Here is a 26,821-nt window from a genome sequence, read left to right as displayed (position 1 = left end):
AAGCATGAAAAATAAATATCTGATAGGCAGTTTAATGTGTGCAATGGTTATTGCCGTGCTAACAAGTTCGTGCAAGAAACTACTTGAACAAACACCACAAAATTCAACTTACTCTGAGGTTTTTTGGCAAAGCTCAAGAGATTTAAACAGTGCCATAGCCGGTAACTACGCCTTACTGCGTGCCGCGGCTAATAGCGGTACTTATAACCCAAGTCCGCGGTATTACATGTATGGCGACGCGGTAGCCAAGAGTTATTTCACCATGCAGTATGTGGGAGACGGGCTCGAAAATATCCAGAATGGCGATTATACCTTTATTTATAACCTTAACTCGCTCGCCAACTGGACATCATATTACAAAACCATCGCGATGTCGAATATTGTACTGAGCAAAGTGCCCGGCGTACCCGAAGATAAGCTGACCGATGTAACCAACCCGGCGCAATTTAAGCGCAAAATTATGGGCCAGGCATTGTTTATACGCGCGTTGTCGTACTTTATGATGACACGTGTTTGGGGCGATGTGCCATTGGTTACCGAGGCTTATGAAGACCCGATCAGCGCGCCGCATTTACCGCGCAGCCCGAAAGCTGATGTAATGAAGCAAATTGAAAAAGATTGCCACGATGCCATCGGTATGCTTGATTGGGGATACACCAATACTTCAGAGGCTCACATTACAGCTAATAAAGGATCAGTATACGCCTTATTAGCCCACCTGTACCTGTGGAGGGCGACCATGACTGATGTACGTTCAAACACACCTATTGCTGCCGATGTTGCAAGCGCTGATACTACACTTACAGCGGTTATTGCCAAAGGTGGTTATACCTTAACCGATACCAGCAAATATTACGACACTTTTGTGGGCCGCAGTAACGAGGGCATATTTGAGCTGAACATGAGCGAGAACACTAAAGAAGGTTCAAGCTGGAGCATCGCCAATATGTTTTTACGCAGTAATTATATAGCCTATAACAGCGATAACTCCAGAAACTATGTTAACACAGGTTATTTAAACGATCATTTTTATAAACTAACCAAGGATTGGCAATGGGTATGGACAGGCTCGCAATGGGTTTGGACGGAAGTATCTGTAAAGACGATCGATTCGCTTGATGTAAGGTATCGTAAAAACTTTGATTACCGCGGTACTGATCGTCCTACCTGCATCAAATACCATAACGTGGTTTACCGTAATGCAGGGCAGTTACAGGATGCTTATGTGAGTAACAACATGATCATCTTCAGGCTAAGTGATATGAAGTTGCTGCAAGCCGAGGTAGCCCTATACCAGGGTAATACAGGCAAAGCAATTGACATTATTAATTCATTCAGGAAAAGATACGGCGCCTCGCCTGATGCACAGTTAGCGAGTGATCTTACAAAAGACCAGGTGATGGACGAGTATATACTTGAACGTGGCAAGGAGATGTACCTGGAAGGACATATATTTTACGATTTGCTGCGTACCCGTAAGTACGAAACCTTTGTGCCCTGGCTATCATCAACCAGGTTTGCACAGGAAGGCTTTTACTGGCCGGTATATCCATCATTATTCAGTGATAATAACCTCTTGAAACAAACCTCTTACTGGTTGGGCAAAATATAGTGCCCCGGCCCGAGAGCGAAATGATTAGTTAGCAATTGATATTGATTTATTACAATGGATAAAATGAAAAATATAAACAGATACATACTATGCGCCATAATGGGTTTGCTTGCCCTTACCGCGTGTAAAAAGAACGACTATATAAACGATGGGGGCAAAGCCAACGCGCATGTTAATATGACTACGTACGACTTCCTGAAATCGCGCCCGCAATTTGATTCACTGGTACGCATAATTGATAAGGCCGGTATGAAAGATGAAATAAATGGTAACATCACCTTTTTCGCTACCACCAACTATGGTATAGTTGATTATGTGAAAGCCAAAAAGCAATTGAAAATTATTGAAGTAGGCGATGAGAACATCAACTTCGGTATCAAGGACCTGAATGCTGCCGAGCTGCGCGATTCTTTAAAGATCTACATGTATAAGGGCGCTATAAACCGTGCGCAAATGACTACTGAAGGCACACTGTACGACTCAATGCTGGGCGCTATACCTAACGTGAAGTTTATGATAAGGTTGCGCCGCACGTTAGATTATAGCGGCTATGTTGATTACGTGGACTATGTGAACTTTACCAAAGTAATAGGTACACGTGATGATAAAGAGGCCGACCAGGCAAGCATCCCGCAAAATCAAAAAGATATCAATTACGATTGCCAAACCTCCGGTATTATCACTACCACAGGGATACTGCACGTACTGTCAGACAACCAGCGATTATTTTTTAACGGTGAATCATTAGGTAATTAAACCCGCAATTAAAATGAAAATCAGATCAATAAAAATAGCATCAGCGCTTGCCCTGGTAATTATGGGGGCCATTGCTTGTAAAAAAATAGATAAGGGCTTTTTAAGCGATACCATTCGTTACAAGGATAATGATATTTACGCTAAGCGGGGGATGACCCTAACCCTTTCAGACCGCATTAATGCCGATGGCTCAACGCCACCGTTCGAATTTGAGATGATCAACTTCAGGGATGTGCTTACCGGCGCCCCGGTACCCGAGGAATTCTATAAAAAGTATGAAATAACAACGTTTAAAAATGGCATGACCTTTAATGCAGCTACCGACACCACCGTGGCGTTGTTGAATGCCAAACGGGAAACCGTTTTACGTGCACCTATGGAGTTCAACCCTATAAGCGGGCAGCTGGCTTTTAATAGGGCATCGGCCTATTTGCCCCTGGGTGTGTATGTGTTCGATTTAAAGGCCACTAACTCATTTGGTACCAAAACCTATCCTTCATTTGCGCGGATCAACGTAATAGAGCCAAGCATTGAGGACGTATTCCAGATCACCTACCAGGCAGCTACCGGCTCAAGCGACGCTGAGGTGTTTACCACCATTAAGCCGCCGCGCCTTACCTGTACCAAAATATCAAACGATGGTGCAAGGGTTATCTTGAAAATTACCGACAAAAATGGTGTTGCCTTTAACCCGGCCAACGGCGAGGTAATAAAACGCGGCGACAGGCCAACATTTGAGTCGCATGCCAAATTTAACCCGGTACTGGCAACAGATTCGGCTTTGCTGTGCGATTACGAAGTGGCGCCGTTCCCGCTGGTAAAGTACATAACTCCAACTACCGATTGGGGATACCTGATCTACTATCGGATACCTAAACGTTTCGCGTCTATTGATGGTGTGCCCAACAATAACGTAAACCCGGTATTTGGTTTCAGGGTGTTAATGGAAGGTACTTACGTAGTTGAAGTAAAACTTACCGACGTAACACGCCTGCCACAATAATAAGTTAATAATACCCCTAATTAAACTAACAAACCGCGGTAGTGATGCTACCGCGGTTTTGTTGTGTTGTAAGTTTCAAAAGCCTGTAAGTTACAGGGCGAACATGAACAGTTACGGTATTGCTTCTTGCTGTAATGACACGCTTCAAGATTAAAGACTTACGAAGTTTTTAAAACTTCGTAAGTCTTCCATTCCGTCAGCAAACAGCTTCGGGCGAAAGCGGGCAGAACTGTGGTGGGTAGGAGCGCAAAGGCGGGCATAGGAACTTGTTGCACGTGGGGAGGAAATGAGCGTTGGGGCAAAAGTTCCAGCCCCAAGTTCTGCACGGTTTGCGGGGCAGAGGCCATGTGCGGCAAAGAAGCCTTTTGCTGGACAAGGGTTTTGTTACTTTTGCCCTCAAAAGTAATGGGGCCCTGCGCCCAAGAGCAGACTAACGTAGATTACAGCACAAGCCTAAATCTTCTTCGCTATGCTTATCAGCGATAGATGCTTCGTTCCTCAGCATGACAGTGGAGAGTGGGTGTGAGCCATCGTCATTTAGCCTTCAAAGGACAGGAAGGATTAAAATTCTCGCAACAACGACGGTGATAGAAAACGAGTTAAAACACGATAAAATAGATTGCTTTGCAACTCGCAACAATGACGATTACTTTATACTATTTGTAAACAACACTTACCATGTTACTGCTATTTACCTACTTTTAAAACATAATGAAAACACTAACATCAGTACTGCTTTCGGGCGTTGCTTTGTTTGCTTTAACGGGCAATACCCGGGCACAAAATACGCCAACATTAATTTTGCAGATAGACGCTAAAAACAAAGCGCAAACCATTCAGAATATAGGCGCTTCGGGTTGCTGGTTTTCCGAAGGGATCGGTAAATACTGGCCTTCTGAAAAAAAGGAAAAGATAGCCGAGCTGTTATTCAGCAGTGAGGTTGATAAAAGCGGTAACCCGCAGGGGATTGGTCTTTCTGCATGGCGGTTCAATATTGGCGGCGGTACTGCCGAGCAAGGCGACAGTAGCGGCATTGTCGATTTTCGTAAAAGGGTAGAATCTTTCCTGGCACCTGATGGTACTTATGATTGGAACAAGCAGGCCGGTTACCAGTGGTTTCTACGAAAAGCAAAAAGCTATGGGGTTAAAGAACTTATCGCTTTTTCAAATACACCGCCTGTACAGTTCACCCAAAACAACCGTGGTTTTAAAACGGAAAAAGATTACAAAGCCAATTTAAAGCCTGACAAGTATAATGATTACGCCGAATTTTTGGCGACGGTGATAAAGCACTTCGATAAAGAAGGACTGCATTTTAGTTACATAAGCCCGGTGAACGAACCGCAGTGGGATTGGTCGAACAAGCCGGGGCAAGCCAGCCAGGAGGGTAGCCCATGGGCAAATGAAGATATTCACCGTGTAGTATCGGCTTTGGATGCATCGCTTGCAAAAAATAAGCTGCATACGCAAATACTTACTACCGAAGCCGGGATGCTCACCTACCTGTATTCAGGTAAATCGGCATCATCAAGCCAGATACAGGCCTTTTTTGGCAACGGGAGTAAATACAGCCTTAATAACTTAAAGAGCGTACCAAAGGTTATTGCAGGGCACAGTTACTTTACCGATTCGGGCGATAGCGCGATAGTTGCCGTACGTAAAAACCTGGCCGATACCGCCCGTAAATACAAGGTAGATTTTTGGCAGTCGGAATACTCTATGCTGGCCGATGGCTTTAGGGAGGGCACAAAAGCCAGCAGGAGTGCTATTGATTGCGCCTTGTTTCTGGCAAAAATAATTCACCATGATATTACCGTTGCTAATGCCTCTGCATGGCACTTATGGAACAGCTACGAACCCGGCAGTGCCGAAAAAGATACCCGCTACTATCTTATCGCCCTACACCCCGAAAAGGATTATAAGAATGGCGAATTTACCGTTACCAAAAACCTGTGGGCAATGGGTAACTTCAGCCGTTTTGTAAGGCCGGGCATGCAGCGTTTGAACACGCAGCGGAATGACGGCATCGATTTGGTAAAAGCCGCGCAGGATGTAATGGTATCAGCCTACACCGGCAACAACAAACTGGTGATCGTAGCCATAAACTATACCAATGCCCCGCGCGAAATAAAACCGCAACTAAGTAACTTCAAAGCCTTTAAAAGTTACCGCACCTACGTAACATCGGCAGCGAGCGACGATAACCTGAAAGCATCGGCGGCTGAAAAAGCCAATATGGCTGTAACGCTTAAGCCACGTTCAATAACAACCATTGTATTTGAGTAGGGCATCATCAAGCTGAAAATATAAACAACAAAAAAGCGGAAGAATTTACTCTTCCGCTTTTTTGCGTTTTATGCGGGTGTGATAGCAGGGTGCTATTTAATTACCCACTCGTGTATGCCCGTGGCGTTATCAACCGGTAATTGTATCTCCATTTTAATGGCGGTGGTTTTTACAGGTTCAAAGCTCACTGTATTCATTTTGTCTTTCTCGTTTTGGTACGGCGTGGTGGTTTTTACCTCAACCCATTGATCGCCTTTTTTGTAAAGCAACTTGTACGATGCCGGTATTCTGCAACCTCCCCACGGTCCGTCATCAAACCAATAAACACTTGATGATGATATGGTGTGCTCGGTATCAAAATCGTACTGTACAAATTCGGTGGTGTTCTTTTTAGGCCACCAGTGCAGGTACGGATAGTTGGTGTCTTTTGAGTCGGCAGGCTCGTACTGGTCTTTAATGGCGCTGTACATGCGCTTATTTTTTAACGACGACGATACTGTGCTCATGCTGGCAATAGTAGGGGCAGGCTTAGGTTTAACAGCGCTGCTTTCGTAAGGGATCCAAACGGTCATTTCGCTTGGGCCACGGTTTGCCCAGGCATAATAAGGTATAGCGGTAACTTCTTGCTCGGTTTTTATCAGCGAATCGGAATTTAACTGGCGTTTTGTGCTTACACCGCTCACGGTAATTACATCAACACCGTTTAACAGATTAGGGTTGTAAGCTGTTTTAACTTCGGCGTTTTTGCTTACCATAATGTTTTGTACCAGGCTATCCTTGTTGTCCGGGCCTTCAAGGCAATATACGATAGGGCCTTTTTCAAAAGCGAAGCGGTCGCGGTCGTCTTTAACATTGCTGTTCGCCAATACTTTCTGCACTTCCATAGGCAATAAAAGCGTAACCTTGTCGCCTTTTTTCCAGATTCTGTTTAATACAGCGTAGCCTTTCTCGGTAGTAAAGGTGGTAGTTTTTCCGTTGATCATTAACGTAACCGGTAGCTTGGCACTGCTGTTGAATGAGTACAGATCGCCGGGTACAGGCTCTTGTTTAGCCCAGCCCGGTATACGTACCCTTAGCGTAAAATTGCCTGCTTTAGCCGGGGTAACGGTCAGGTCTATCTTGCCGTTCCACGGGTAATCGGTAGTTTGCTCAATGTTAACGTTGCCCGAAGTAAGTTTGATGTTACTGGTGCTGGTCATAAACAGGTTTACGTACAGGTCGTTTTTGTTTTGCGCGTACACATAACCTGGTACCGATGGTAAAAAGCGGGTCATGTTGGAGATACAGCAGGCGCAGCTAAACCACGCGCTGCGTTGGTGCTGAAACATAGATGCCAGCGGATTAGGATAAAAGAAACGGTCGCCCGAAAGGGATACACCCGAAAGCAGGCCGTTGTATAAAGTCCTTTCCAATATGTCAATATATTTTGAATCGCCATGTAGTAAGAACATGCGGTTGTTCCAGTACACGTTACCAATAGCGGCACAGGTTTCGGCATAGGCCGACATGTTTGGTAACTGGTAGGCATCGCCAAAAGCCTCACCGGCTCCGGTAGCGCCAATACCGCCTGTAATGTAAAGCTTCTTGTCCACCACATCACCCCAAATATCATCAATGGCGTTCAGGTACTTCACGTCGCCGGTAAGCGCGGCAATATCGGCCATGCCGGTATACATATAGGCGGCACGTACGGCATGCCCTACAGCGATATGCTGATCAACCACACGTTTGTCTGCCTGGTTATAGGTCTCGCCTTTAGGTCCGCGTATATCCAGAAAAAATTTAGCCAGGTCGAGATATTTTTTGTTGCCTGTTACCCGGTACATTTTCGAAAGACCGATCTCCACAATTTGGTGACCCGGATATTCTTCAACCTTACCCGGCCCGAAATCGCGCACCAACAGGTCGGCATTTTTTATGGCGATGTTGAGCAGTGTTTTTTTACCAGTAGCTTGGTAATGCGCTACAGCGGCTTCAAACAGGTGGCCCGAATTGTACAGCTCATGGCTTAATACTTCTTCTTTCTCCCATCTTTTGCTGCCAATCCAGTCGTGGGGTTTGGCTGCCTTAACGGTACGGAAAGTGTACAGGTAGCCATCCTTCTCCTGCGCGGCACCAATAATGGTGATCAGCGAATCGATATAGAGGTCAAGCTTAGGGTTCTTTTTAACCTGCATGGCATACGATGCGCCCTCTATAACCTTGTAAATATCGGTATCATCAAACGGGAACTCGCTCAGCTTATCGCCGCTTAATTGCCCTGCTGCCCTTAAAAAGTTATCAACCCGGCCATTCAGTTTACATTGCTGCAAGGTGTAGGGGATGGTAACATTAGCGTTTACCTCCATTTTAGGCTCCCAAAATTTATCGTGCACGTGTACATGCGTAAACGAAACGGGCTGAATGGGATAATCTTTGTATTGCGCCAACGCGTGGCCGGCCATTGCCGATAAGGCCACCGTGGCAATACATGCCGTTTTTAATTTATTGATCATAAACTTATCGTTATGTTGGTTAGTTGCTTTTTACCATGCGCACACCATATATAGGGCCCGCGCCGTTGCCTTGCTTAGGCATTAATTTTATCGTTACTTTCTTTTTGCCTTTGGTTAGTTCGGCAGGTATTTCGTAAGAGATGTCGTAAAAACGGCTCTCTTTATACTTGTTCAAATCCTCGGTAGCTACTTTCACGTTATCAACCAGTATATCAAAAATGCGTCCGCGGTTGTCCATGCCCCAATAGGTGCCAATCAGTGTGTTCTTTTGTACATCGTCGGTTTTCATATCAAAGGTGATGTAACCGCCTTCCCATGCCGAACGCCATTTACGCTGGTGATCTTCACCGGTGCCCAGCTTTTCGCCCGCGAAATTATGGTCGCGTTCGGGCTGCATTTCGCCTACACGTAAAATATCGGTAGTGCGTACTTCCAGTTCCTGGGCTTGTTTACGGGCTTCGTCATAGGCCTTTTGCTGTACCACCCAGGCATCGGGGGTAAACACATCCCAGTAAACCGAATAGTATTCGTTTTTGGTTTGATTGAAGGGCACCAACTTAACATCCGCAGGTTGCGCTATTTTTGCCGTACGGAAATCCAGCTGGCTCTTATCAACCATTTGCAGCCATTTGTTAGGGTCGGTTTCGCTGGTCACAAACACAGGCACACCTTTCAGCGGATCGGGCTCAACGTCGCCCAATACACCGGCCAGCAATACCGGGCCGTAAAACAGCGCGCGGCGGTTAGCATTATCAGGCATCGCCTCGGTGTAAATATTTTCGGGAGTGGTAAACTCAATTACATCGTTGTTTTTCCAGGTGCGGTTTACAACAAGGTAGCCGGTGCTGTCTTTACTTACTTGTATAGCCTTGCCGTTTACCTTAAGTACCGCGCCGGTGGTCCATTTTGGTTCACGTATGCGGATAGCCAGTTTAGTGGCTTTTTTAGCGCTGATGGTAAGGCTTATCTTATCGCTTTGCGGCAGGGTAGTTTCCTGTCTAATGCTGATGCCTTTATCCTTATAATTAAGTACCGATGGGATGAACAGGTTTACATAAACACTGCCATCGCTGCCACGGAAATAGATGCTCTCGTTGTATTTTACATGGTTCTCCATACCCGAACCCACACAGCAGGTAAAGGTGGTGAACGGCGTGCTGTACTCTTTTTTACCGCCCATGCGCAAAGGCACAAAGTAGCACATCATGCCGTCATCGTGGTTTTGCGAGGCCAATATGTGGTTGTAAAGCGCTTTCTCGTAATAGTCCATCAACCCTGCCGATGGATTAACCGCGAACAGGTGGCGGGTAAGTTTCAGCATGTTGTAGGTATTACAGGTTTCGGTAGTGTTTTCGGTAAGCTTGTCGTTCAGCTTACGTGGCTCGCTCAGGTACTCATAGTTACTGTTGCCGCCTGTGGCGTACGAATGATTGTTAACCACGGTAGCCCAAAAGAAATCGGCAATGGTTTGATCTTTTTTACTGCCGGTAAGCTCGTACCTGCGGGCGCTGGCAATAATCTTAGGTATCTGGGTATTAGAGTGTTTTCCAGGGAGTATATCCTGTTTTTCGGCCAATGGATCGAGTATGCGTTTATCGTAGAATTTGTACGAAAGATCGAGATACTTCTTATTGCCCGTAATAGCGTACAGGTTCACAAAGGTTTCGGCCATACCGCCATATTCGCAAAAAAGCATTTTCTCCAGTTGCTCGTCGTTCAGGTTTTTGAGGGTTTCGCCTGTCCAGTCGGCAAGGCCTTCGCTTACTTTAAGGGCTTGTTTGTTGCCGCAATACAGGTAAACATCCAGCAAGCCTGCAAATACCTTATGTACGGTATACCATGGCGACCAGCCGCCGTTCAAGTCGAATCCGCGCGAGCGTATATCGCCCTTGGCAACTTCGGCCCAAATGGTATCTTCTTTAGGTATGGCACCTATGTAACCCGTTTTGCGTGCCTTCTGGCATTCATCAAGTTCGGCTACTATATAATTGGCGCGTTTTAAAAATTCGGCATCGCCGGTTGAAGCATAATGCATAGCTATCGCCGATAAATAATGGCCTAAGCTATGGCCCGCCAACCCGGTTGATTCCCAGCCCTCATACATCTTGCCTTTGGGCTTTAAACCCGAGTGCGAACGGAAGCCTGACAGCAGTCTGTCGGTATTAATTGAAAGTAAATATGCCTCGTCGGCTTTCATGGCTGTTTTAAACGGGCCATCGAGCAATTGCACCTGGTTTAAATCAAAACTATAGGCCTTTATAGGCACGGTAGCTTTAACTTTTAAACGGGCATCATTAAACTCAGGGACGTAGTTTTGTGCATATAAAGTGTTAAAAACACACGTATTAATTAACGTAAGGCATGCAGCAAATAGTAAGTTTTTCTTCAACATATTAAGTTGTGTAATTATTTGAATGAACCATGGGTAAAATTAGCTTAAATAACATACCCATGTTATCTCATTCTTGGCAATTGCTAACCATATTTTAACTCATTTGGGCATAAATGCCAATCAATTAACAGCCATTGTTAATGCGCTTAAATATGCTAAAACGAGTAAGTTTGCTATATGCAGGTTTTTAATTAATAATAGTACAATATACAATTATAATATAATATTGATGATTTTTGATATATTGCTTTAAATAAAATTAACCCGTGAAAACAGTCGTCTTTATATAATATATACCATACATATATTGTTAAACGCGCCGCAGTATGTTTGGTAAATTATTGCTATCATCTGTTAATTTTCAAGTTAAATTATTTTTCACGTTAAGCTACTTTTGAAAAAACGATAACGAAATGATAAAATTTGACTGGAAAGGTGTTTTCCCTGCGGTAACAACAAAGTTTACTGATAACGATGAACTGGATTTTGACGCATTTGATAAAAATATAAATGCCCAGTTAGAAGCCGGTGTTGATGGTATAATATTAGGCGGCTCACTTGGTGAAGCCAGCGTTTTAAGCGACGATGAGAAATTTTCGCTGCTATCACACACCGTTGAATTTGTTGAAGGCCGCGTACCCGTGCTGTTAAACATTGCCGAGCAAACTACCAAAGCAGCTATAGCGGTTGCTCAAAAAGCGCTTGATTTAGGTGCCGATGGTTTAATGGCATTGCCGCCAATGCGTTACAATGCTGATGCCGTTGAAACGCTTACCTATTTTGGCGCTATCGCTAAAAGCACACCTTTGCCAATAATGATATATAATAACCCGGTTGATTATAAAATTGAGGTTACCCTTGATATGTTTGAAGAGCTTACCGCTTATGATAATATACAGGCAGTAAAAGAATCAACCCGTAACATATCAAACGTTACCCGTATGATCAACCGCTTTGGCGACAGGTTTAAACTGATGACAGGTGTTGATCCTTTAGCTATGGAAAGCCTTGTAATGGGCGCGCATGGTTGGGTAGCCGGTTTGGTTGATGCCTTCCCTAAAGAAACCGTAGCTATTTACCGTTTGGTAAAAGCAGGTCGTATTGATGAAGCTTTAGCTATTTACCGCTGGTTTTTACCTGTTTTGGAGTTGGATATTCACCCTAAACTGGTACAATACATTAAACTGGCCGAAGTAGCCACCGGTATTGGTACCGAAACCGTACGTGCGCCGCGTTTGCCACTGCAAGGTGCGGAGCGTGTACAGGTACTAAAAGTAATTGATGATGCATTGGCTGTTCGCCCGGTATTGCCTGTTGGCAGCTGGGGTAAACTAAGTGAGGTAACAGCATAACTTAACTAAATGAATACTAAAAATATTGTAGCGTGCAGCTATGTTGAAGGCAGCGATAAAAAGTTTACAGGGGTAGAGGCATCTACCGGAAATAAACTTGAAGGAGAGTTCAGCACGGCCACCCAACAGGATATTGACAGTGCGTTAAATGCGGCAACAGCCGCATTTAACGTTTACAAAAATACCGGTAACTTTAAAAAGGCGGCATTTTTAACAGCCATAATTAACGAGCTGAATGCCATTGCCGAAGTGCTGGTAGCCAGGGCGGTACAGGAGAGCGGCTTACCTTTAGCACGTTTACAGGGCGAACTGGGCCGCACAACCGGTCAGCTGAAGATGTTTGCCGATTTGCTGGAAGAGGGCTCGTGGGTAGAAGCCATTATCGATAATGCCCTGCCTGAGAGGAAACCCCTGCCACGATCAGACATCCGCAGAATGCTGATCCCGATTGGGCCGGTAGTTGTTTTTGGGGCGAGCAATTTTCCGCTGGCATTTTCAGTAGCGGGCGGTGATACTGCTTCAGCATTGGCATCGGGTTGCCCGGTAGTGGTAAAGGCGCACTCGGCGCACCCGGGTACCAGCGCGTTGGTAGGTGAGGCTATTATTAAGGCAGCCAAACAATGCGATATACCCGAAGGTGTTTTTTCGCTGTTGTATGATGATGCTTATGAAGTAGGCAGCCAGCTGGTAAAACATCCAGAAACTAAAGCGGTAACATTTACCGGATCATACAAGGGTGGCATGGCATTGGTGAAGCTGGCTCAGGAACGCAAAGAACCTATCCCGGTATTTGCCGAAATGGGCAGCATTAACCCTGTATTGTTATTGCCGGGTGCTTTAGAAAATAGCGCCGAAAGTATAGCCGCTAAATATGCCGGGTCTATCACTTTAGGGGCGGGGCAGTTTTGCACCAATCCGGGTTTATTGATCGCGGTTAAATCAGCTTCGCTGGATGTGTTTAAAACCGCTTTGGTGAACGCTATAGAGCAGGTGCCATCGGCAACCATGCTTACCAAAGGTATCTGCGAAAACTATCATAACCTGTCAAAAAACATACTGGCCGAAAACGGTATTACCGTGCTGGCCGAATCAAAGGTGGCGAACGCCGAACTGATCAACCAATCTGTCGCTAAAGTGGTAGAGGTAAGCGCGGCAACATTCTTAAGCAACCCCAAATTTCAGGAAGAAATCTTCGGGCCATATTCCTTATTGGTTGTAGCCGATGATGAAGCCGAGCGTTTAGCCGTGGTAAAGGCACTGGAAGGACAGCTTACGGTAACCCTGATGGCTGCCGATAACGAACTGGCCGGCTACGCTGAACTTTTATCGGCATTGCAAAATATAACCGGGCGCATCATTTTAAATGGTGTACCTACCGGTGTTGAAGTGTGCGCGGCAATGCAGCATGGCGGGCCGTTCCCGGCTACTAATGATAGCCGTTTTACTTCTGTTGGCGCTACCGCGGTTTACCGTTTTGTAAGGCCTTTTGCCTGGCAAGATTGGGATAACGCTCTGTTGCCCGACGAGCTGAAAAACGGTAACCCTCTGAATATTTGGCGCAAGGTTGATAATAAATGGACAAAAGACTAAATGAGCAGTAAAACTTTTTTTTGTATAGACGCGCATACCTGCGGTAACCCGGTTCGCCTGGTGGCAGGTGGCGGCCCCAACCTGAAGGGGGCCAATATGAGCGAGAAACGCCAGCATTTTTTAAAAGAATACGATTGGATCCGCAAAGGCCTGATGTACGAGCCACGCGGTCACGATATGATGTCGGGCAGTATATTGTACCCGCCTCATGATCCGGAGAATGATGTGGCCGTATTGTTTATTGAAACCAGCGGTTGCCTGCCAATGTGCGGCCATGGTACTATCGGTACTATCACTATAGCCATTGAGGAAGGATTGATCCAACCTAAAGTATCGGGCGTAGTGCGTATGGAAGCACCTGCCGGTTTGGTACTGATAGAGTACAAGCAGGAAGGCAAAAAGGTAACCTCGGTAAAGCTGGTTAACGTGCCATCTTACCTCGCTGCCGTAAATTTGGAGGTAGAATGCCCGGATCTGGGTATGCTTACCTTTGATGTATCATACGGTGGTAATTACTACGCCATTGTTGACCCGCAGCCTAACTTTCCGGGACTGGAAAACTATACCGCTTCGCAACTCATCGCCTGGAGCCAGGTGATCCGCAAGCGGATCAACGAAAAATACACTTTTGTGCACCCGCAAAATCCTACCATTAATACCTGTACGCATGTATTATGGACGGGCGCTACCTTATCTGAAGATGCAACCGCCCGTAATGCCGTATTTTATGGTGATAAAGCGATTGACCGTTCACCATGCGGTACCGGTACATCGGCACGTATGGCGCAATGGCATGCCAAAGGCAAGCTCAAACAAGGCGAGCCTTTCATCCACGAAAGCATCATCGGCAGTAAATTTACCGGTAAGGTAGAGGAGGTGGTAAAGCTGGAAAATTTTGACGCCATTGTACCAAGTGTTGAAGGCTGGGCAAAGGTATATGGTTACAATACCATCAAAATTGATCCGGAAGATGATCCTTACGCTTACGGTTTCCAGGTAATATAATTTAAGAACAAAACATATCGAAATAAGCGTTTATGGCTAATGTATTGATTATTGGCGGGGGTATTATAGGCCTTAGCTCTGCATATTATTTAACCAAGGCCGGTCACCAGGTTACCATACTGGAAAAAGGCGATCTTACCGACAATTGCTCTTTCGGCAACGCGGGCATGATAGTGCCAAGCCATTTTATTCCGCTTGCCGCGCCGGGCATGTTGCAGCAGGGCATCAGGTGGATGTTTAACAGTAAAAGTCCGTTCTACGTAAAGCCGTCACTCAATCCCGAACTCATTTCATGGGGATTAAAATTCATCAAAAATGCCAATGCCGGCCATGTAGAGCGTTCTGCCGAGCCACTGCGTGACCTGTCGTTATTGAGTAAAACCTTGTACGAAGATCTGGCTAAAGAGCCCGGGTTTGATTTCGGCCTGAAAGAAAAAGGCATCCTGATGTTTTATAAAACAGAAAAGGGAGCCGAAGAAGAAGCGCATTTAGCCGAAAAAGGACGTGAGTTGGGTCTGGACATGGCGGTACTGAATCCCGAAGAATGCCGTCAGTTACAACCCGATTTAAAACTGGATGTATTGGGCGCGGTGCATTACCGTTGCGATGCGCACCTGTATCCTAATAAACTGATAGCCGACCTGGTTACTTATCTCGAAAACGCGGGTGTTAAAATTATGCGCAATCACCAGGTAACTAATATGGAAGTATCGGCCAATAAAATTAAGAGCGTATTTACCGGGCCTAAACAATGGGTGGCCGATGAATACGTGATAGCAGGTGGTTCATGGTCGCCGGCTATCGCTAAGCTGGTTAACCTTAATGTACCGCTGATGCCGGGCAAAGGTTATTCTTTTATGGTAGCCGAACCGCAGCAGCGCATGAGTATCCCGGCTTTGCTGTGCGAAGCCCGTGTAGCCATAACCCCGATGAATGGCAGCATCCGCTACGGCGGCACTATGGAATTGGGTAAAATGAACGATCGTATTAATATGAACCGGGTTAAAGGTATTGTGGAAGCCATACCGAAATACCTGCCCGATCTGCAACCTGCCTTACCTGCTGGAAAAGACATTTGGTTTGGTTTCAGGCCTTCATCGCCGGATGGCTTACCATATATCGGCCGTAACAAAAAGTACGGTAATTTAGTGGTAGCAACAGGGCATGGTATGATGGGTTTAGGACTTGGCCCTGCCACGGGCAAGCTCGTAAGCGAGCTCATCAGCGAGGCGAAACTGTCCATTTCTGTCGATTCTTTCGCTCCTGACAGGTTTTAGCTAATAATTGTATTGCAAATAAGCGGGCTGCCAAACAAAATTTTGGCAGCCCGCTGTGTTTTGTAGCTATTTTGATTTTGTTTTAGCGAAATAACATCAAATATTAGCAAATACTATCCATATTTTACCCTAATTAGCATTAAGTGTTGGTATTTTAAGTTAAATAATTGTAAATTGAACACATATTAAAATTACCACCACATGAAAGTACTGCAGTTTACAATCCCCGTAGCACACGATAAAAGTGTTATTGCAGAGCAGGTTAATCTGCCGCATCATTACCCTTACCTGCATCGTCACCAGGAGGCACAGATCACCTGGATTCAGGAGGGTGAGGGAACTTTAATAGCCGGCAACAACATGCACGCTTTCGCTCCCGGCGATATCTTTTTACTGGGTGCCAACCTGCCGCACCTGTTTAAAAGTAACCAGGAGTATTACCAGCCTGATAGCACCCTGCGGGTAAAAGCGATCACTATTTTCTTTAACCCCGATGGTTTGCTGGCATCCATGTTTGAGCTGCCCGAAATGAAAGCCTTCAAGATATTTATTCAGCAGCACCAGCAAGGGTTTAAGGTACCGGCAGATCATTCGTACAAAATATCGCAGGTAATGTATTCGGTGAAAAAGGCCAAGGGTTGTGATCAGCTGATCGCTTTCTTCAGCCTGCTGAAGAACCTGCAAACTATGAATGTTAAGCTCGATCCTTTATCAGCTTTCGGCAGTTTGCCCGGCATTACCGAAAATGAGGGGATCAGGATAGGTAATATTTACAACTTTATAATGCAAAACTACAGCGAATCAATAACGCTGGAAGATGTGGCCAAAGCCGCCTACATGACACCCGAATCGTTTTGCCGTTATTTTAAAAAGCACACCGGGCACACCTTTATATCGTTCCTTAACGAAATGCGCATTAACGAGGCTTGTAAAAAACTTACCGAGCATAAGTTTGAAAGCATTTCAACCGTGGCCTATAGCTGCGGCTTCAAGAGTATCAACAACTTTAACCGCGTGTTTAAGTTTGTAATAGGCAGCTCACCGCGCGAGTACCTCGATAGCTATAATAACAGCGTAAGCAACCTTACAAGGGTAGCCAGCTAACAGCATTTATTAATTAATTTCTATTTCAATTTTATTAGCCGGACAAGCACCGGACGGCAACCCTTTTGTTTTTACTTATGAACAACCTCTATTCTTTATTTACAATTTTTATGCGGCGTAACAGGCTGTATAAGGGTATTTTTATTTTACTGCTGTTGGCTTACAGCCCGGTAGTATCCGCGCAAAACGCGGCAAATATGACCGCCATTTATGAGCAGGCCAGCGAAATGACAGGCAAGATTACCCAGTACAACCGGGATGTGAACGCCATACAGGATTTTTATTCGCCTTATACTACTAATGATCGGTCGGAATATCAATACAGGCAACGCGTACTTAATTCGCCCCAGCAGCGCAAGCGCCTGGTTGAACTTAATAACGATTACCTTAAACAGTTAGCCGCAGCCGATTTTGATGCCATGAGCATTTATGGTAAGGTTGATTACATCTTACTTAAAAAGAAGATCAATTTTGAACTGCTTGATTTAAGTAAGGAAGAAGAAAAGTACAACAGCATAAAAAGCTATATCTCGTTCGCCCAACCTATTTACGAGCTGGAAATGACTCGTCGCCGGGGTGGCAGTATGGATGCCCAAAAGGTAGCTCTACAACTGGCCGATGTGATTAAACAACTCAAAACGGATTCGATAACGGTTAAAAAGCTCGCGTCGATAGATATGCCTTTGGCAAGGATAGCGCAATCGGCCGTGATGGGTTTGCGTGCCCGTTTAAGGAGTACCTGTACCTTTTATTTGGGTTACGATCCGCAATTTACCTGGTGGGTAAACGCGCCGTACAAAACATTAGAGAGCAGCCTCGATCAATACAGCAGGATGCTGATTGGCAAAGGAAAAGTAAATACCACGCAAAAGCCCGATAGCAGCGGGATAAAGGGCGTACCTATTGGCCGCGACCAGCTGATACAGGAACTGAAAGCCGAACTGATTCCTTATACCCCTGAAGAACTTATAGCCCTCGCCAATAAAGAATTTGCCTGGTGCGATAAAGAAATGCTGAAAGCATCAAACGAAATGGGCTTCGGTAACGATTGGAAAAAGGCTCTCGAAAAAGTAAAGAACAGCTATGTAGAAGTTGGCAAACAGCCGGAGCTGATTGTGAAACTATATAACGACGCGCTTTCGTTTATCAAAGAGCGCGACATGATCACCATACCGCCGCTGGCCGAAGAAACCTGGGGCATGGTTATGATGTCGCCTGAAAGGCAATTGGTGAACCCGTTCTTTACCGGTGGTAAAGAGATCAGTATATCGTACCCCACCAACACCATGAGCCAGGAAGATAAGCTGATGAGCATGCGCGGCAACAATCCTTATTTTTCAAGGGGAACCGTACAGCACGAACTGATACCGGGCCACAACCTGCAATACTTTATGAACAGCCGCTACAAGCCGTATCGCGAAGATTTTTCTACGCCTTTCGCTACCGAAGGCTGGTCGTTATACTGGGAGTTGCTGTTATATGAAAAAGGCTTTGCCAAATCGCCTGAAGAACGAATAGGCATGTTGTTTTGGCGGATGCACCGTTGCGCACGGATCATCTTCTCGCTTAACTACCATTTAGGCCAATGGACCCCGCAGCAATGTATCGACTTTTTGGTTGACCGTGTGGGCCACGAAAGGGCTAATGCCGAAGGTGAAGTGCGCCGTTCATTTGTAGGCGGCTATAGTCCGCTTTACCAGGTGGCTTATCTGGTGGGCGGCCTGCAACTCTTCAGCCTGAAAAAAGAACTGGTTGACAGCGGTAAAATGACGTTTAAGCAGTTTCATGATACCGTTATTAAAGAAAACCTGATACCGGTAGAATTGCTCAGAGCCACCATGACCAACCAAAAGCTCGACCGCGATTTTACTACGAAATGGAAGTTCTACGATTTTAAATAACCCCTAAAATAAGCACCGATACTTTATGGATAACAATACCCAATTTAAGCCCTCGTTGCGCCTGGTTGATGCCACCATGCTGGTTGCAGGCAGTATGATAGGCTCGGGCATATTTATTGTAAGCGCCGATATTACCCGTAACGTAGGCAGCGCGGGCTGGCTCATTATGGTATGGCTCCTTACCGGTTTCATGACGCTTACGGCCGCCCTAAGCTATGGCGAGCTTAGCAGTATGTTCCCCAAAGCGGGCGGGCAATATGTGTACCTTAAGCAAGCCTATAATCCGCTGGTTGGTTTTTTATACGGCTGGAGCTTTTTCACCGTGATACAAACCGCTACCATAGCCGCGGTAGGGGTGGCCTTTGCCAAGTTTACGGCGTACTTGATACCGCAGGTAAGTGAAGATCTGGTAGCAGTTGATCTGGGTTTTATGCACATATCGCCGGCACAGCTGTTATCTATTTTGGTTATCGTGTTTCTTACCTATATCAATACCCGCGGCGTAAACAGCGGTAAATTTGTGCAAACTATACTTACCATGGCTAAGCTGTTAAGTATTTTAGGTTTGATCGTATTTGGGTTATTCGCCCTAAAAACGAGTATATGGAACAGCAACTGGACGGATATATGGAACCTGCATAAGCTTAATAAAGATGGTTCTGTAGCATCATACACTACTATAGCGGCTTTAGGCGCCATAGCGTCGGCAATGGTGGGTTCCATTTTCAGCAGCGACTCATGGCATAACGTAACCTTTATTGCCGGAGAGATCAAAAATCCGAAACGCAATATCGGTTTAAGCCTGGCGCTGGGTACCATCATTGTAACCGTAATTTACGTAGTCACCAACATTATGTATACCGGCGTACTGTCGTTACATGAAATAGCGATATCTGATAAGGACAGGGTAGCGGTTACCGCCTCACAACAAATTTGGGGAAGCACCGGTACCGTTATCATTGCCCTTTTAATTATGGTATCCACCTTTGGCTGTAATAATGGCCTAATAATGGCAGGGGCAAGGGTGTATTACTCTATGGCTAAGGATGGCCTGTTCATCAAAAAAGCAGGCGAGCTCAACAAAAATTCCGTTCCGGGATTTTCTTTGTGGGTACAGTGTCTCTTTGCCTGTCTTTGGAGTTTGAGCGGACGGTACGGCGATCTGCTGGATATGATCTCCTTTGTGGTAGTGGTATTTTACATGCTCACCATTGGCGGTATCTTCATCCTCCGCAAAAAAATGCCCGATGTAGAGCGACCTTACAAGGCTTTCGGCTACCCCGTTTTACCAATAATTTACATTATTATGGGGCTGTCGTTTTGCTTATTGCTTATCTATTACAAGCCTAACTACACCTGGCCGGGACTGATCATCACCCTTTGTGGCATCCCGGTTTATTACCTCATTATGGGTAAAGATAAAAAGAAACCCCAACCAGTGCCCGAAGCGGCATTGAGCGAATAACAGAAAAGGCCCTCATTTGAAGGGCCTTTTCTATTTTATATCGCTTTGGTCTTTTCTTTAAGCCATTGCTTTTCCTCTTCGTTCAGTTGCGGACTAAGCCTGTCGTAAACGCTTTGGTGGTACTGGTTAAGCCAGTTGATGTGGTATTGTTCCAGCAGTTCTTTTTTAATGAGCCGCGTATCAATATGCGCCAGCGTAAGCGTTTCAAAAGCGTAGAACTCGCCAAATTCGTTAACGCTGTTCTCAATAGTTAAAACAAGGTTCTCTATGCGGATGCCGTGCTTGCCCGGGCGGTATATTCCGGGTTCGATAGAGGTGATCATCCCCAGCTCAACCGGGATAGGGGTAGCCGTGGCGTTAAATACCTGCGGACCTTCGTGCACGTTCAGGTAAAAACCTATTCCGTGCCCGGTACCGTGGCCATAATTGCGGGCATAATCCCACATCGGTTTACGGCATATCGCATCTATCTGATAACCGCAAGTCCCTTTCGGGAACAGCGTGCCCGAGCCTTCTATCATCGCTTTCAGCACTAATGTGTAGTCGGTGCTTTCCTCATCGGTATTGTTGCCCAATGGCATCATGCGGGTAATATCGGTAGTGCCATAAAAATACTGTCCGCCCGAATCTACCAGGAACACGCCTTCAGGCAGTATCTCACTGTCGCTCTCCGGCGTAGCAGCGTAATGAGGTAGTGCGCCGTGGGCCTTGTAACCGCCAATGGTGTTAAAACTCACCCCGGCAAAACCATCTTGCTCTGCACGGAAGCCTTTCAGCTTTTCGGCCGCGCTAAGTTCAGTTATACTGATGTTGCCAATGTTTTCTTCGGCCCATTTAAAAAATCGGGTAATGGCTACACCATCTTTTACCATCGCCTGGCGGATGTTTGCTACTTCAACGTTGTTTTTAACCGCTTTAAAATGAGTAGATGGATTAATGTCTTTAATTACCTTAACACCCACAGGTAACAATTTTAAAAAGCCGAAACAGTTGCGTTTAGGGTCGATAAAGATGCTGGTATCTGCCGGTAACTGCTGTAAATCTTCCGCTATGGCTTCGTAAGGTTTTATTGCTACACCGCTTTGCTGTAGCTTTTGTTTGTCGGCCTCGGTTGTCTTACTATTGTCGATATACAGGGTAGCTGTATCGGCATTGATCAAAGCGAAGCTTAGCACCACAGGGTTATAGCTTACATCGTTACCACGAATATTGAATAGCCAGGCCATATCATCTAACGATGAAACAAGATGATAAGCAGCCCCTTGCTTTTTAAGCGAATCTCTAACAGCGGCCAGTTTATCCTGTACCGATTGCCCGGTGAACTGCTCGTCTATCAAAAACGCGGCGTCGGCAGGTAAGGCAGGGCGGTTTTCCCATACCGGGTTCAGCAGGTCTATATTCTTAAGGCCGATGCTTTTGGTGGCCAGTTTGCCCTCCAGCAATTCGCCCGATAGGATAGGCATCAGTTGAAAATCGAACGCTACGGTATCACCCTCATTAAGGGTTTCGTGCAGCCAGTCAATATATTCGGGGGCGTGTTGTACTTTTAGTTTAACCAGTTCAAAACCGGTATTTTCCAGTTGCTCATTTGCCTGTACAAAATACCTGAAATCGGTCCATAAACCGGCAAAGCTTTCGGTGATCACCAGCGTACCGGCCGAGCCTGTAAAGCCCGAAGCAAAGTGAAGACATTTATACCTGTCGGGCACATACTCGCTAATGTGCGGATCGGCAGAAGCGATGATATAAGCGCTAACCCCGTTCTCTTTCATCAGCGAACGTATAGCGGCAAGTTTTTCTTTATAAGTCATGATATAAAAACATTGATAGTGCAAAAGTATTGTAATACCTGCTATATAAACTAACCCATATTACCATAAAGTGCCAGTAATTTGATTTTATGATACTAAGGTTAAAATGTGGCCTGAATTAACTAAAATGCAAGTATAAAGCTTTACAGTTTTGCAATACTTTTGAAACATAGCTTACGCTTTAAGGGCAAGCGGGTTTGCTCATTATATAGTATACCGTGTTCAGGAATAGCCCGATCGGGCAGGTGTGCGGGTGGTTCCGGTATTTGATCGTTTTATATTAATTGAACTTATAAATATGAATTTCAGGTTAGCGCCATTGCTGATAATGGCTTCAGCTACATTTTTTACTACCATAGCTTTAGGGCAGCAAGCCGTAACGCCCTATTTGCCTACCCACCAGGAGGTGATAGCCTCGTATAAAAAGGCGAACGATCTGGATAGCGCGCTGCGTAATATTGCCGTGGTTACCAATATAGCCCCCAACTGGCAGCCCAAAGGCGAAACCTTTTGGTACCGCAAAGCACTTGATAACCGCAAACAGGAATATTACCTGGTAAATGCCGCTACAGGCAGCCGCAAAAAGGCCTTTGATCATGATCGTATTGCTTCGGCACTTTCAAAACTTACCGGTACTACTTATGACGCGCAAAAGCTACCGTTCACTGATATGCTTTTTAATGAGGATGGTACTGCCGTAACCATAAAAGCCGGTGCTGATTGGGTAAAATGCGACCTGAATACCTACACAGCCGAAAAAACTTCAAAACCCGATTATCGGGCTTATAATCCTAACCGCCCTTTACAACAAAGAACTTACCGCTGGGAAGGCTCGCGCAACAGGGATTCGATATCGCCGGATAAACAATGGACAGCCTACGCGAAAGATGGTAACCTCTTTGTTAAAAATGTAAGCGATGGGCACGAGGTGCAGTTTACTACGGATGGTACATCCACCCAGCCTTATGGCGGTTTTGTGTGGTCTCCGGATAGTAAGAATCTGATCGGTTACCATATCGACCCAAAGAAAACAAAAGAAGTTTATTATGTGCTGAGTTCGGTTACGGGTACTACCCGTGGCGAACTTAAATCGCATGAGTACGATCAGCCAGGTGATGATTTTACCAGCTACGAGCCTTTTATATTCAATATTGCTACAAAAGCCAAATTGCCTTTTAAAACTGATAAGATTGATTTTTTCGGAACACCTAAGTTACGCTGGCGCGAGGGCAGCACCCGCTATTTTACCTATGAAAGGGTTGATCGCGGTCACCAGCGTTTCCGGGTGATAGAGGTGGATGTGCAAACCGGGAGTACCCGCAACATCATCGATGAAAAAACAAACACCTTTATTTATGAGCAGCGTATTGATACCCGTTACCTGCCTAAAACCCATGAGATACTTTGGGTTACCGAAAAGGATGGCTGGCGACATGCTTACCTTGTAAATGATATTACCGGTAAGCAGCAGCTGATTACCAAAGGCAATTGGGTGCTGCGCGATATTGACAGCGTTGATGCCAAAAAACGCGAAATTTGGTTTAAAGCCAGTGGCATGAACGCAGGCGAAGACCCTTACTTTATGCACTATTACCGCATTGGTTTTGATGGAAAGAATTTGGTAAACATTACGCCCGAAAAAGGTAACCACAGCATTACTTTCTCGCCCGATAGAAAATACTTTATTGATACCTACTCGCAGGTGAATGTGGCATCGGTGATAACCCTTAAACGTACGGCTGATGGTAAAAAGGTGACCGACCTGGAAACTGCCGATTTGACCACCCTGCTGGCTACCGGTATTAAACTGCCGGAAGTATTTGTAGCGAAAGCCCGCGATGGTAAAACGGATATATGGGGTGTAATTTATCGCCCTGCTTTTATGGATCCGGCTAAAACTTACCCTATCATAGAGAATATTTACGCCGGTCCGCAGGATTCATTTGTGCCTAAAAGCTTTTCGGCAGTGAATGAGATGCAGAGCCTGGCACAGTTAGGTTTTATTGTGGTGCAGATGGATGGCATGGGTACCGCCAACCGTTCAAAAGCTTTTCATGATGTATGCTGGAAAAACCTGGCCGATGCCGGTTTCGACGACCGTATATTATGGATGAAGGCAATGGCAGCCAAATATCCGCAGGCTGATATTAACAGGGTGGGCTTATTCGGTACCTCAGCAGGCGGACAAAACGCTGCGGGCGGATTGTTGTTTCACCCCGAATTTTACAAAGTGGGCGTGGCCGCTTGTGGTTGCCACGATAACCGTATTGACAAACAATGGTGGAACGAGCAGTGGATGGGTTATCCTGTTGGGCCGCATTACGAAGCGCAATCAAATATCACCAATGCCGCCAAACTTAAAGGCGACCTGTTGCTGATAGTAGGCGAGGCCGACGAGAATGTGCCTCCTGAATCAACCTACCGCTTTGCCGACGCGCTGATAAAAGCCAATAAAGAATTTGAACTGCTTACCGTACCCGGCATGGGGCATAGCGATGGCGGTCCTTATGGCCGTCGCCGCAAAAGAAACTTTTTTATTAAACACCTGCTGAACGCCGAGCCACCATCAAAAAACACGGGCGAAATGTAGATGCAAGATATTTACTATATCTCTCATGGGTTAGTAAATTTGATCAGTTGGTTAAAAAGGCCCGTCTCGTTAACGGGCCTTTTTTGTGTTTTGTGGTGTCCTGAAGAGATGTGTCATTGCGAGAAATTTAATTCTTTTTGGGCTTTGAAGTAAAATGACGATGGCTTATAATCACTCTCCACTGTCATGCTGAGGAACGAAGCATCTATCGTAGATAATCATAATGAAGAAAATTCTTCGCTACGTTCAGAGTGACGTGTTTAAAAAATGCTTACAAAATGGGTCATCCTGAGCTTGTCGAAGGATCGTGCGCAGAGGCCTTTACTCACGCACCCTTCAAGCTCAGGGCTGACAGGCTATACGCGTCATCTCACCTTATAGTTTCGAGGATTGGGAAACTCGTAATGACACTCGTTTTTATAATTCCTTGTTGGTTTTTCAGACTCCGAAGTTTTTAAAACTTCGGAAGTCTGACTTTGGGGGCATTGGATATCATTTATAAAATGCTGTTAAATAAAAAAAGCCTTAACTTGTCATTCCAATTATTGATATGAAACCTTATCACTTAGTTTTTTATTTAGTGTTGATCATTTGCTCGTGTCATAGAAACGGAGAAGGGAAACATCCATTTCCTGATATTAACTCGACTTCCATAATTAAACATAAACCTACTACATGGCAGGAGTTGCTCGCTGAACAGAAAAAAAATCGGTACATAACCGGCGCTTTTGATATAGCTGAAGATAGCATCATCTTATTCAGGGGATCGTTTGGTATTGAATTAAGTACGGATAAAGGTAAGACATGGACATGTTTGGGGCAACATATACCCCACCTAAATGAATTTACTATTGACGATAAAGGAACATGGTGGGGCTTAGAATATTGGCGGGGTATTCATGAGCCTTCATACAGTCGGATATATTCATCTGCAAATGCAGGAAAGAGCTGGAAAACTTACGATATTAATACACGAACATTCATGCCGTATCACATTTATTCTGAAGCGCGGCATCCTTTGCAATTAGTTGATTTCGAATCTCGAAAGGTACTTGCACTCCCGCTTAACGGTAATCCTATTGGTAATTGGCACTTTGTTAAACAGTTGTCTAACCGTGATAATGAAATTCGGGATTTGTCTGCAGCGAATTATTTTATAAGTCGTGAAAACGATAAGCTTTACGTAAAAAGAAAAGATGGAATAGCAGATACTTTAGTAAGCTTTGCAAAGGCTCATAGTATAAACCAAATTGAAAAATATGAAGACATAATCTATGTGGTTGGATCTGATACAAGTGAACTTGATGCTTACTTCGCCGTAATTAAACAAGAAAAGCTTTTTAAAGAATTTATTATTCCTGGCGTTGGCGCCAACTTAACCATAACGCCATTCGGCCATATTTACTTAACCAGTACCAAGGGCGCATTCCAGTATAAGAAGAATATTATTACTCAAATTTATAAATAGACATTATAATCATGAGTAATAATATTTTAATGATTAAAATCTTACAAAGTTTTTAAAACTTCGTAAGACCTACTATTGTAAAAATTTTACTTCCTGAATGCTGACACTAACCAAAGTATCAAAGCGATAACAACGATCACCACGATGATCCCGGTTACGGCACCGGCTTTAAATATTCCTCCGATAACTGAACAGCTGTTCAGCAAAAGCATTAAACAAACGATTAATCCTGCATGATATGTTTTCATAGTTTTATAGTGTTTAGAAGGCCTTAATATGGCCATGATAGTACATATAATGCGTTAATAAATCATATTGTTTTGCGGTAAACGTATTAAATAAATCTAAAACAAGATGGATATACGGGTGTTAATCAGATAGAATCAAAACTTTAACGATTATGAAAAATCCATTCAAAAAAGATAACAACAAGTATTTGGTGCCTGTGTTGATTGGTACTGTCGCAGCGGGCGCTGCAGCCTATTTCCTACTTTCGGGCAATACTTCAGAGCTGCGCAACAAGCTATCAGAGAATATTGATAAGGGCTTGAGTGACCTTAAAGGAAAACTGCCGAGCGGCGAAGAATTAGTAGCCCTTAAAGATAAGGTGCTGCATACGTTTACAGCTAAAGCGAACGCTGCTGTTGAACAGGTTTCTTAAATTTACATAAAATATTAAGCAGGTATGAAGTATCTGCATAAAACAACAATCCC

Annotated in this window: 18 protein-coding genes; 14 read left to right on the top strand and 4 right to left on the bottom strand. The window is 44.9% G+C overall.

Annotated elements, in window-relative coordinates; genetic code table 11:
- Positions 1-4 precede the first annotated feature (4 nt).
- From AC07NA_RS14270 to AC07NA_RS14255, 4 genes are all read left to right on the top strand, one after another.
- Complete coding sequence (locus AC07NA_RS14270) at positions 5-1,612, top strand: RagB/SusD family nutrient uptake outer membrane protein (protein ID WP_494898218.1); 1,608 nt, start codon at positions 5-7, stop codon at positions 1,610-1,612.
- 63 nt (positions 1,613-1,675) lie between these two features.
- Positions 1,676-2,368, top strand: a complete 693-nt coding sequence (locus tag AC07NA_RS14265) for a hypothetical protein (RefSeq protein ID WP_494898217.1) — start codon at positions 1,676-1,678, stop codon at positions 2,366-2,368.
- A gap of 13 nt (positions 2,369-2,381) precedes the next feature.
- Positions 2,382-3,371: a hypothetical protein gene (locus tag AC07NA_RS14260; RefSeq protein ID WP_494898216.1), complete on the top strand. Its 990-nt coding sequence runs from the start codon at positions 2,382-2,384 to the stop codon at positions 3,369-3,371.
- Positions 3,372-4,082: 711 nt separating this feature from the next.
- Positions 4,083-5,657, top strand: coding sequence for a glycoside hydrolase (locus AC07NA_RS14255; protein WP_494898215.1), 1,575 nt, complete (start codon positions 4,083-4,085; stop codon positions 5,655-5,657).
- Between the two features lie 92 nt (positions 5,658-5,749).
- Here the strand turns inward: AC07NA_RS14255 and AC07NA_RS14250 are convergent, their stop codons facing one another.
- Together AC07NA_RS14250 and AC07NA_RS14245 are read right to left on the bottom strand one after the other, a co-directional pair.
- Positions 5,750-8,152 (bottom strand): glycoside hydrolase family 127 protein, encoded by a 2,403-nt coding sequence (locus AC07NA_RS14250; protein WP_494898214.1) that lies wholly within the window; start codon positions 8,150-8,152, stop codon positions 5,750-5,752.
- A gap of 19 nt (positions 8,153-8,171) precedes the next feature.
- Positions 8,172-10,544 (bottom strand): beta-L-arabinofuranosidase domain-containing protein, encoded by a 2,373-nt coding sequence (locus AC07NA_RS14245; protein WP_494898213.1) that lies wholly within the window; start codon positions 10,542-10,544, stop codon positions 8,172-8,174.
- A 413-nt stretch (positions 10,545-10,957) separates the two neighbouring features.
- On the opposite strand from AC07NA_RS14245, the gene AC07NA_RS14240 reads away from it, so the two are divergent.
- The 7 genes from AC07NA_RS14240 to AC07NA_RS14210 all read left to right on the top strand — a co-directional run bounded on the left by AC07NA_RS14240 (position 10,958) and on the right by AC07NA_RS14210 (position 20,238).
- Entirely contained in the window at positions 10,958-11,896 is a 939-nt protein-coding gene (locus tag AC07NA_RS14240) for a dihydrodipicolinate synthase family protein (RefSeq protein WP_345211181.1), read from the top strand.
- A 9-nt stretch (positions 11,897-11,905) separates the two neighbouring features.
- Positions 11,906-13,486, top strand: coding sequence for an aldehyde dehydrogenase (NADP(+)) (locus tag AC07NA_RS14235; RefSeq protein WP_494898212.1), 1,581 nt, complete (start codon positions 11,906-11,908; stop codon positions 13,484-13,486).
- Entirely contained in the window at positions 13,487-14,491 is a 1,005-nt protein-coding gene (locus AC07NA_RS14230) for a 4-hydroxyproline epimerase (RefSeq protein ID WP_494898211.1), read from the top strand.
- Between the two features lie 32 nt (positions 14,492-14,523).
- Complete coding sequence (locus tag AC07NA_RS14225) at positions 14,524-15,768, top strand: NAD(P)/FAD-dependent oxidoreductase (RefSeq protein ID WP_494898210.1); 1,245 nt, start codon at positions 14,524-14,526, stop codon at positions 15,766-15,768.
- A gap of 201 nt (positions 15,769-15,969) precedes the next feature.
- Positions 15,970-16,872, top strand: a complete 903-nt coding sequence (locus AC07NA_RS14220) for an AraC family transcriptional regulator (RefSeq protein WP_345211177.1) — start codon at positions 15,970-15,972, stop codon at positions 16,870-16,872.
- Between the two features lie 110 nt (positions 16,873-16,982).
- The gene (locus AC07NA_RS14215; RefSeq protein ID WP_494898209.1) at positions 16,983-18,773 is read left to right on the top strand and encodes a DUF885 family protein; all 1,791 of its coding nucleotides are present in this window, start codon (positions 16,983-16,985) and stop codon (positions 18,771-18,773) included.
- Between the two features lie 25 nt (positions 18,774-18,798).
- Positions 18,799-20,238 carry an APC family permease gene (locus AC07NA_RS14210; protein WP_494898208.1) on the top strand — a complete coding sequence of 480 codons (1,440 nt, stop codon included), beginning with the start codon at positions 18,799-18,801 and terminating at the stop codon, positions 20,236-20,238.
- 35 nt (positions 20,239-20,273) lie between these two features.
- Here AC07NA_RS14210 and AC07NA_RS14205 read toward each other — a convergent pair whose 3' ends face one another.
- A complete protein-coding gene (locus AC07NA_RS14205) occupies positions 20,274-22,049 on the bottom strand; it encodes an aminopeptidase P family protein (RefSeq protein WP_494898207.1) in 1,776 nt (591 codons plus the stop codon).
- Positions 22,050-22,347: 298 nt separating this feature from the next.
- Between AC07NA_RS14205 and AC07NA_RS14200 the strand changes: the two genes are divergently transcribed.
- Together AC07NA_RS14200 and AC07NA_RS14195 are read left to right on the top strand one after the other, a co-directional pair.
- Complete coding sequence (locus tag AC07NA_RS14200; RefSeq protein ID WP_494898206.1) at positions 22,348-24,639, top strand: S9 family peptidase; 2,292 nt, start codon at positions 22,348-22,350, stop codon at positions 24,637-24,639.
- Positions 24,640-25,189: 550 nt separating this feature from the next.
- On the top strand, positions 25,190-26,107 hold the full coding sequence (locus tag AC07NA_RS14195) for a beta propeller repeat protein (protein ID WP_494898205.1): 918 nt from the start codon (positions 25,190-25,192) through the stop codon (positions 26,105-26,107).
- Positions 26,108-26,193: 86 nt separating this feature from the next.
- On the opposite strand, the gene AC07NA_RS14190 is transcribed toward AC07NA_RS14195, so the two are convergent.
- Positions 26,194-26,355 (bottom strand): hypothetical protein, encoded by a 162-nt coding sequence (locus tag AC07NA_RS14190; protein WP_345211172.1) that lies wholly within the window; start codon positions 26,353-26,355, stop codon positions 26,194-26,196.
- 152 nt (positions 26,356-26,507) lie between these two features.
- On the opposite strand from AC07NA_RS14190, the gene AC07NA_RS14185 reads away from it, so the two are divergent.
- Complete coding sequence (locus tag AC07NA_RS14185; RefSeq protein ID WP_345211171.1) at positions 26,508-26,768, top strand: hypothetical protein; 261 nt, start codon at positions 26,508-26,510, stop codon at positions 26,766-26,768.
- Positions 26,769-26,821 lie beyond the last annotated feature (53 nt).

The sequence above is a fragment of the Mucilaginibacter sp. GW821-FHT07G05 genome (genome assembly GCF_059418565.1).
This window is presented reverse-complemented; position numbering and strand designations above follow the sequence as displayed.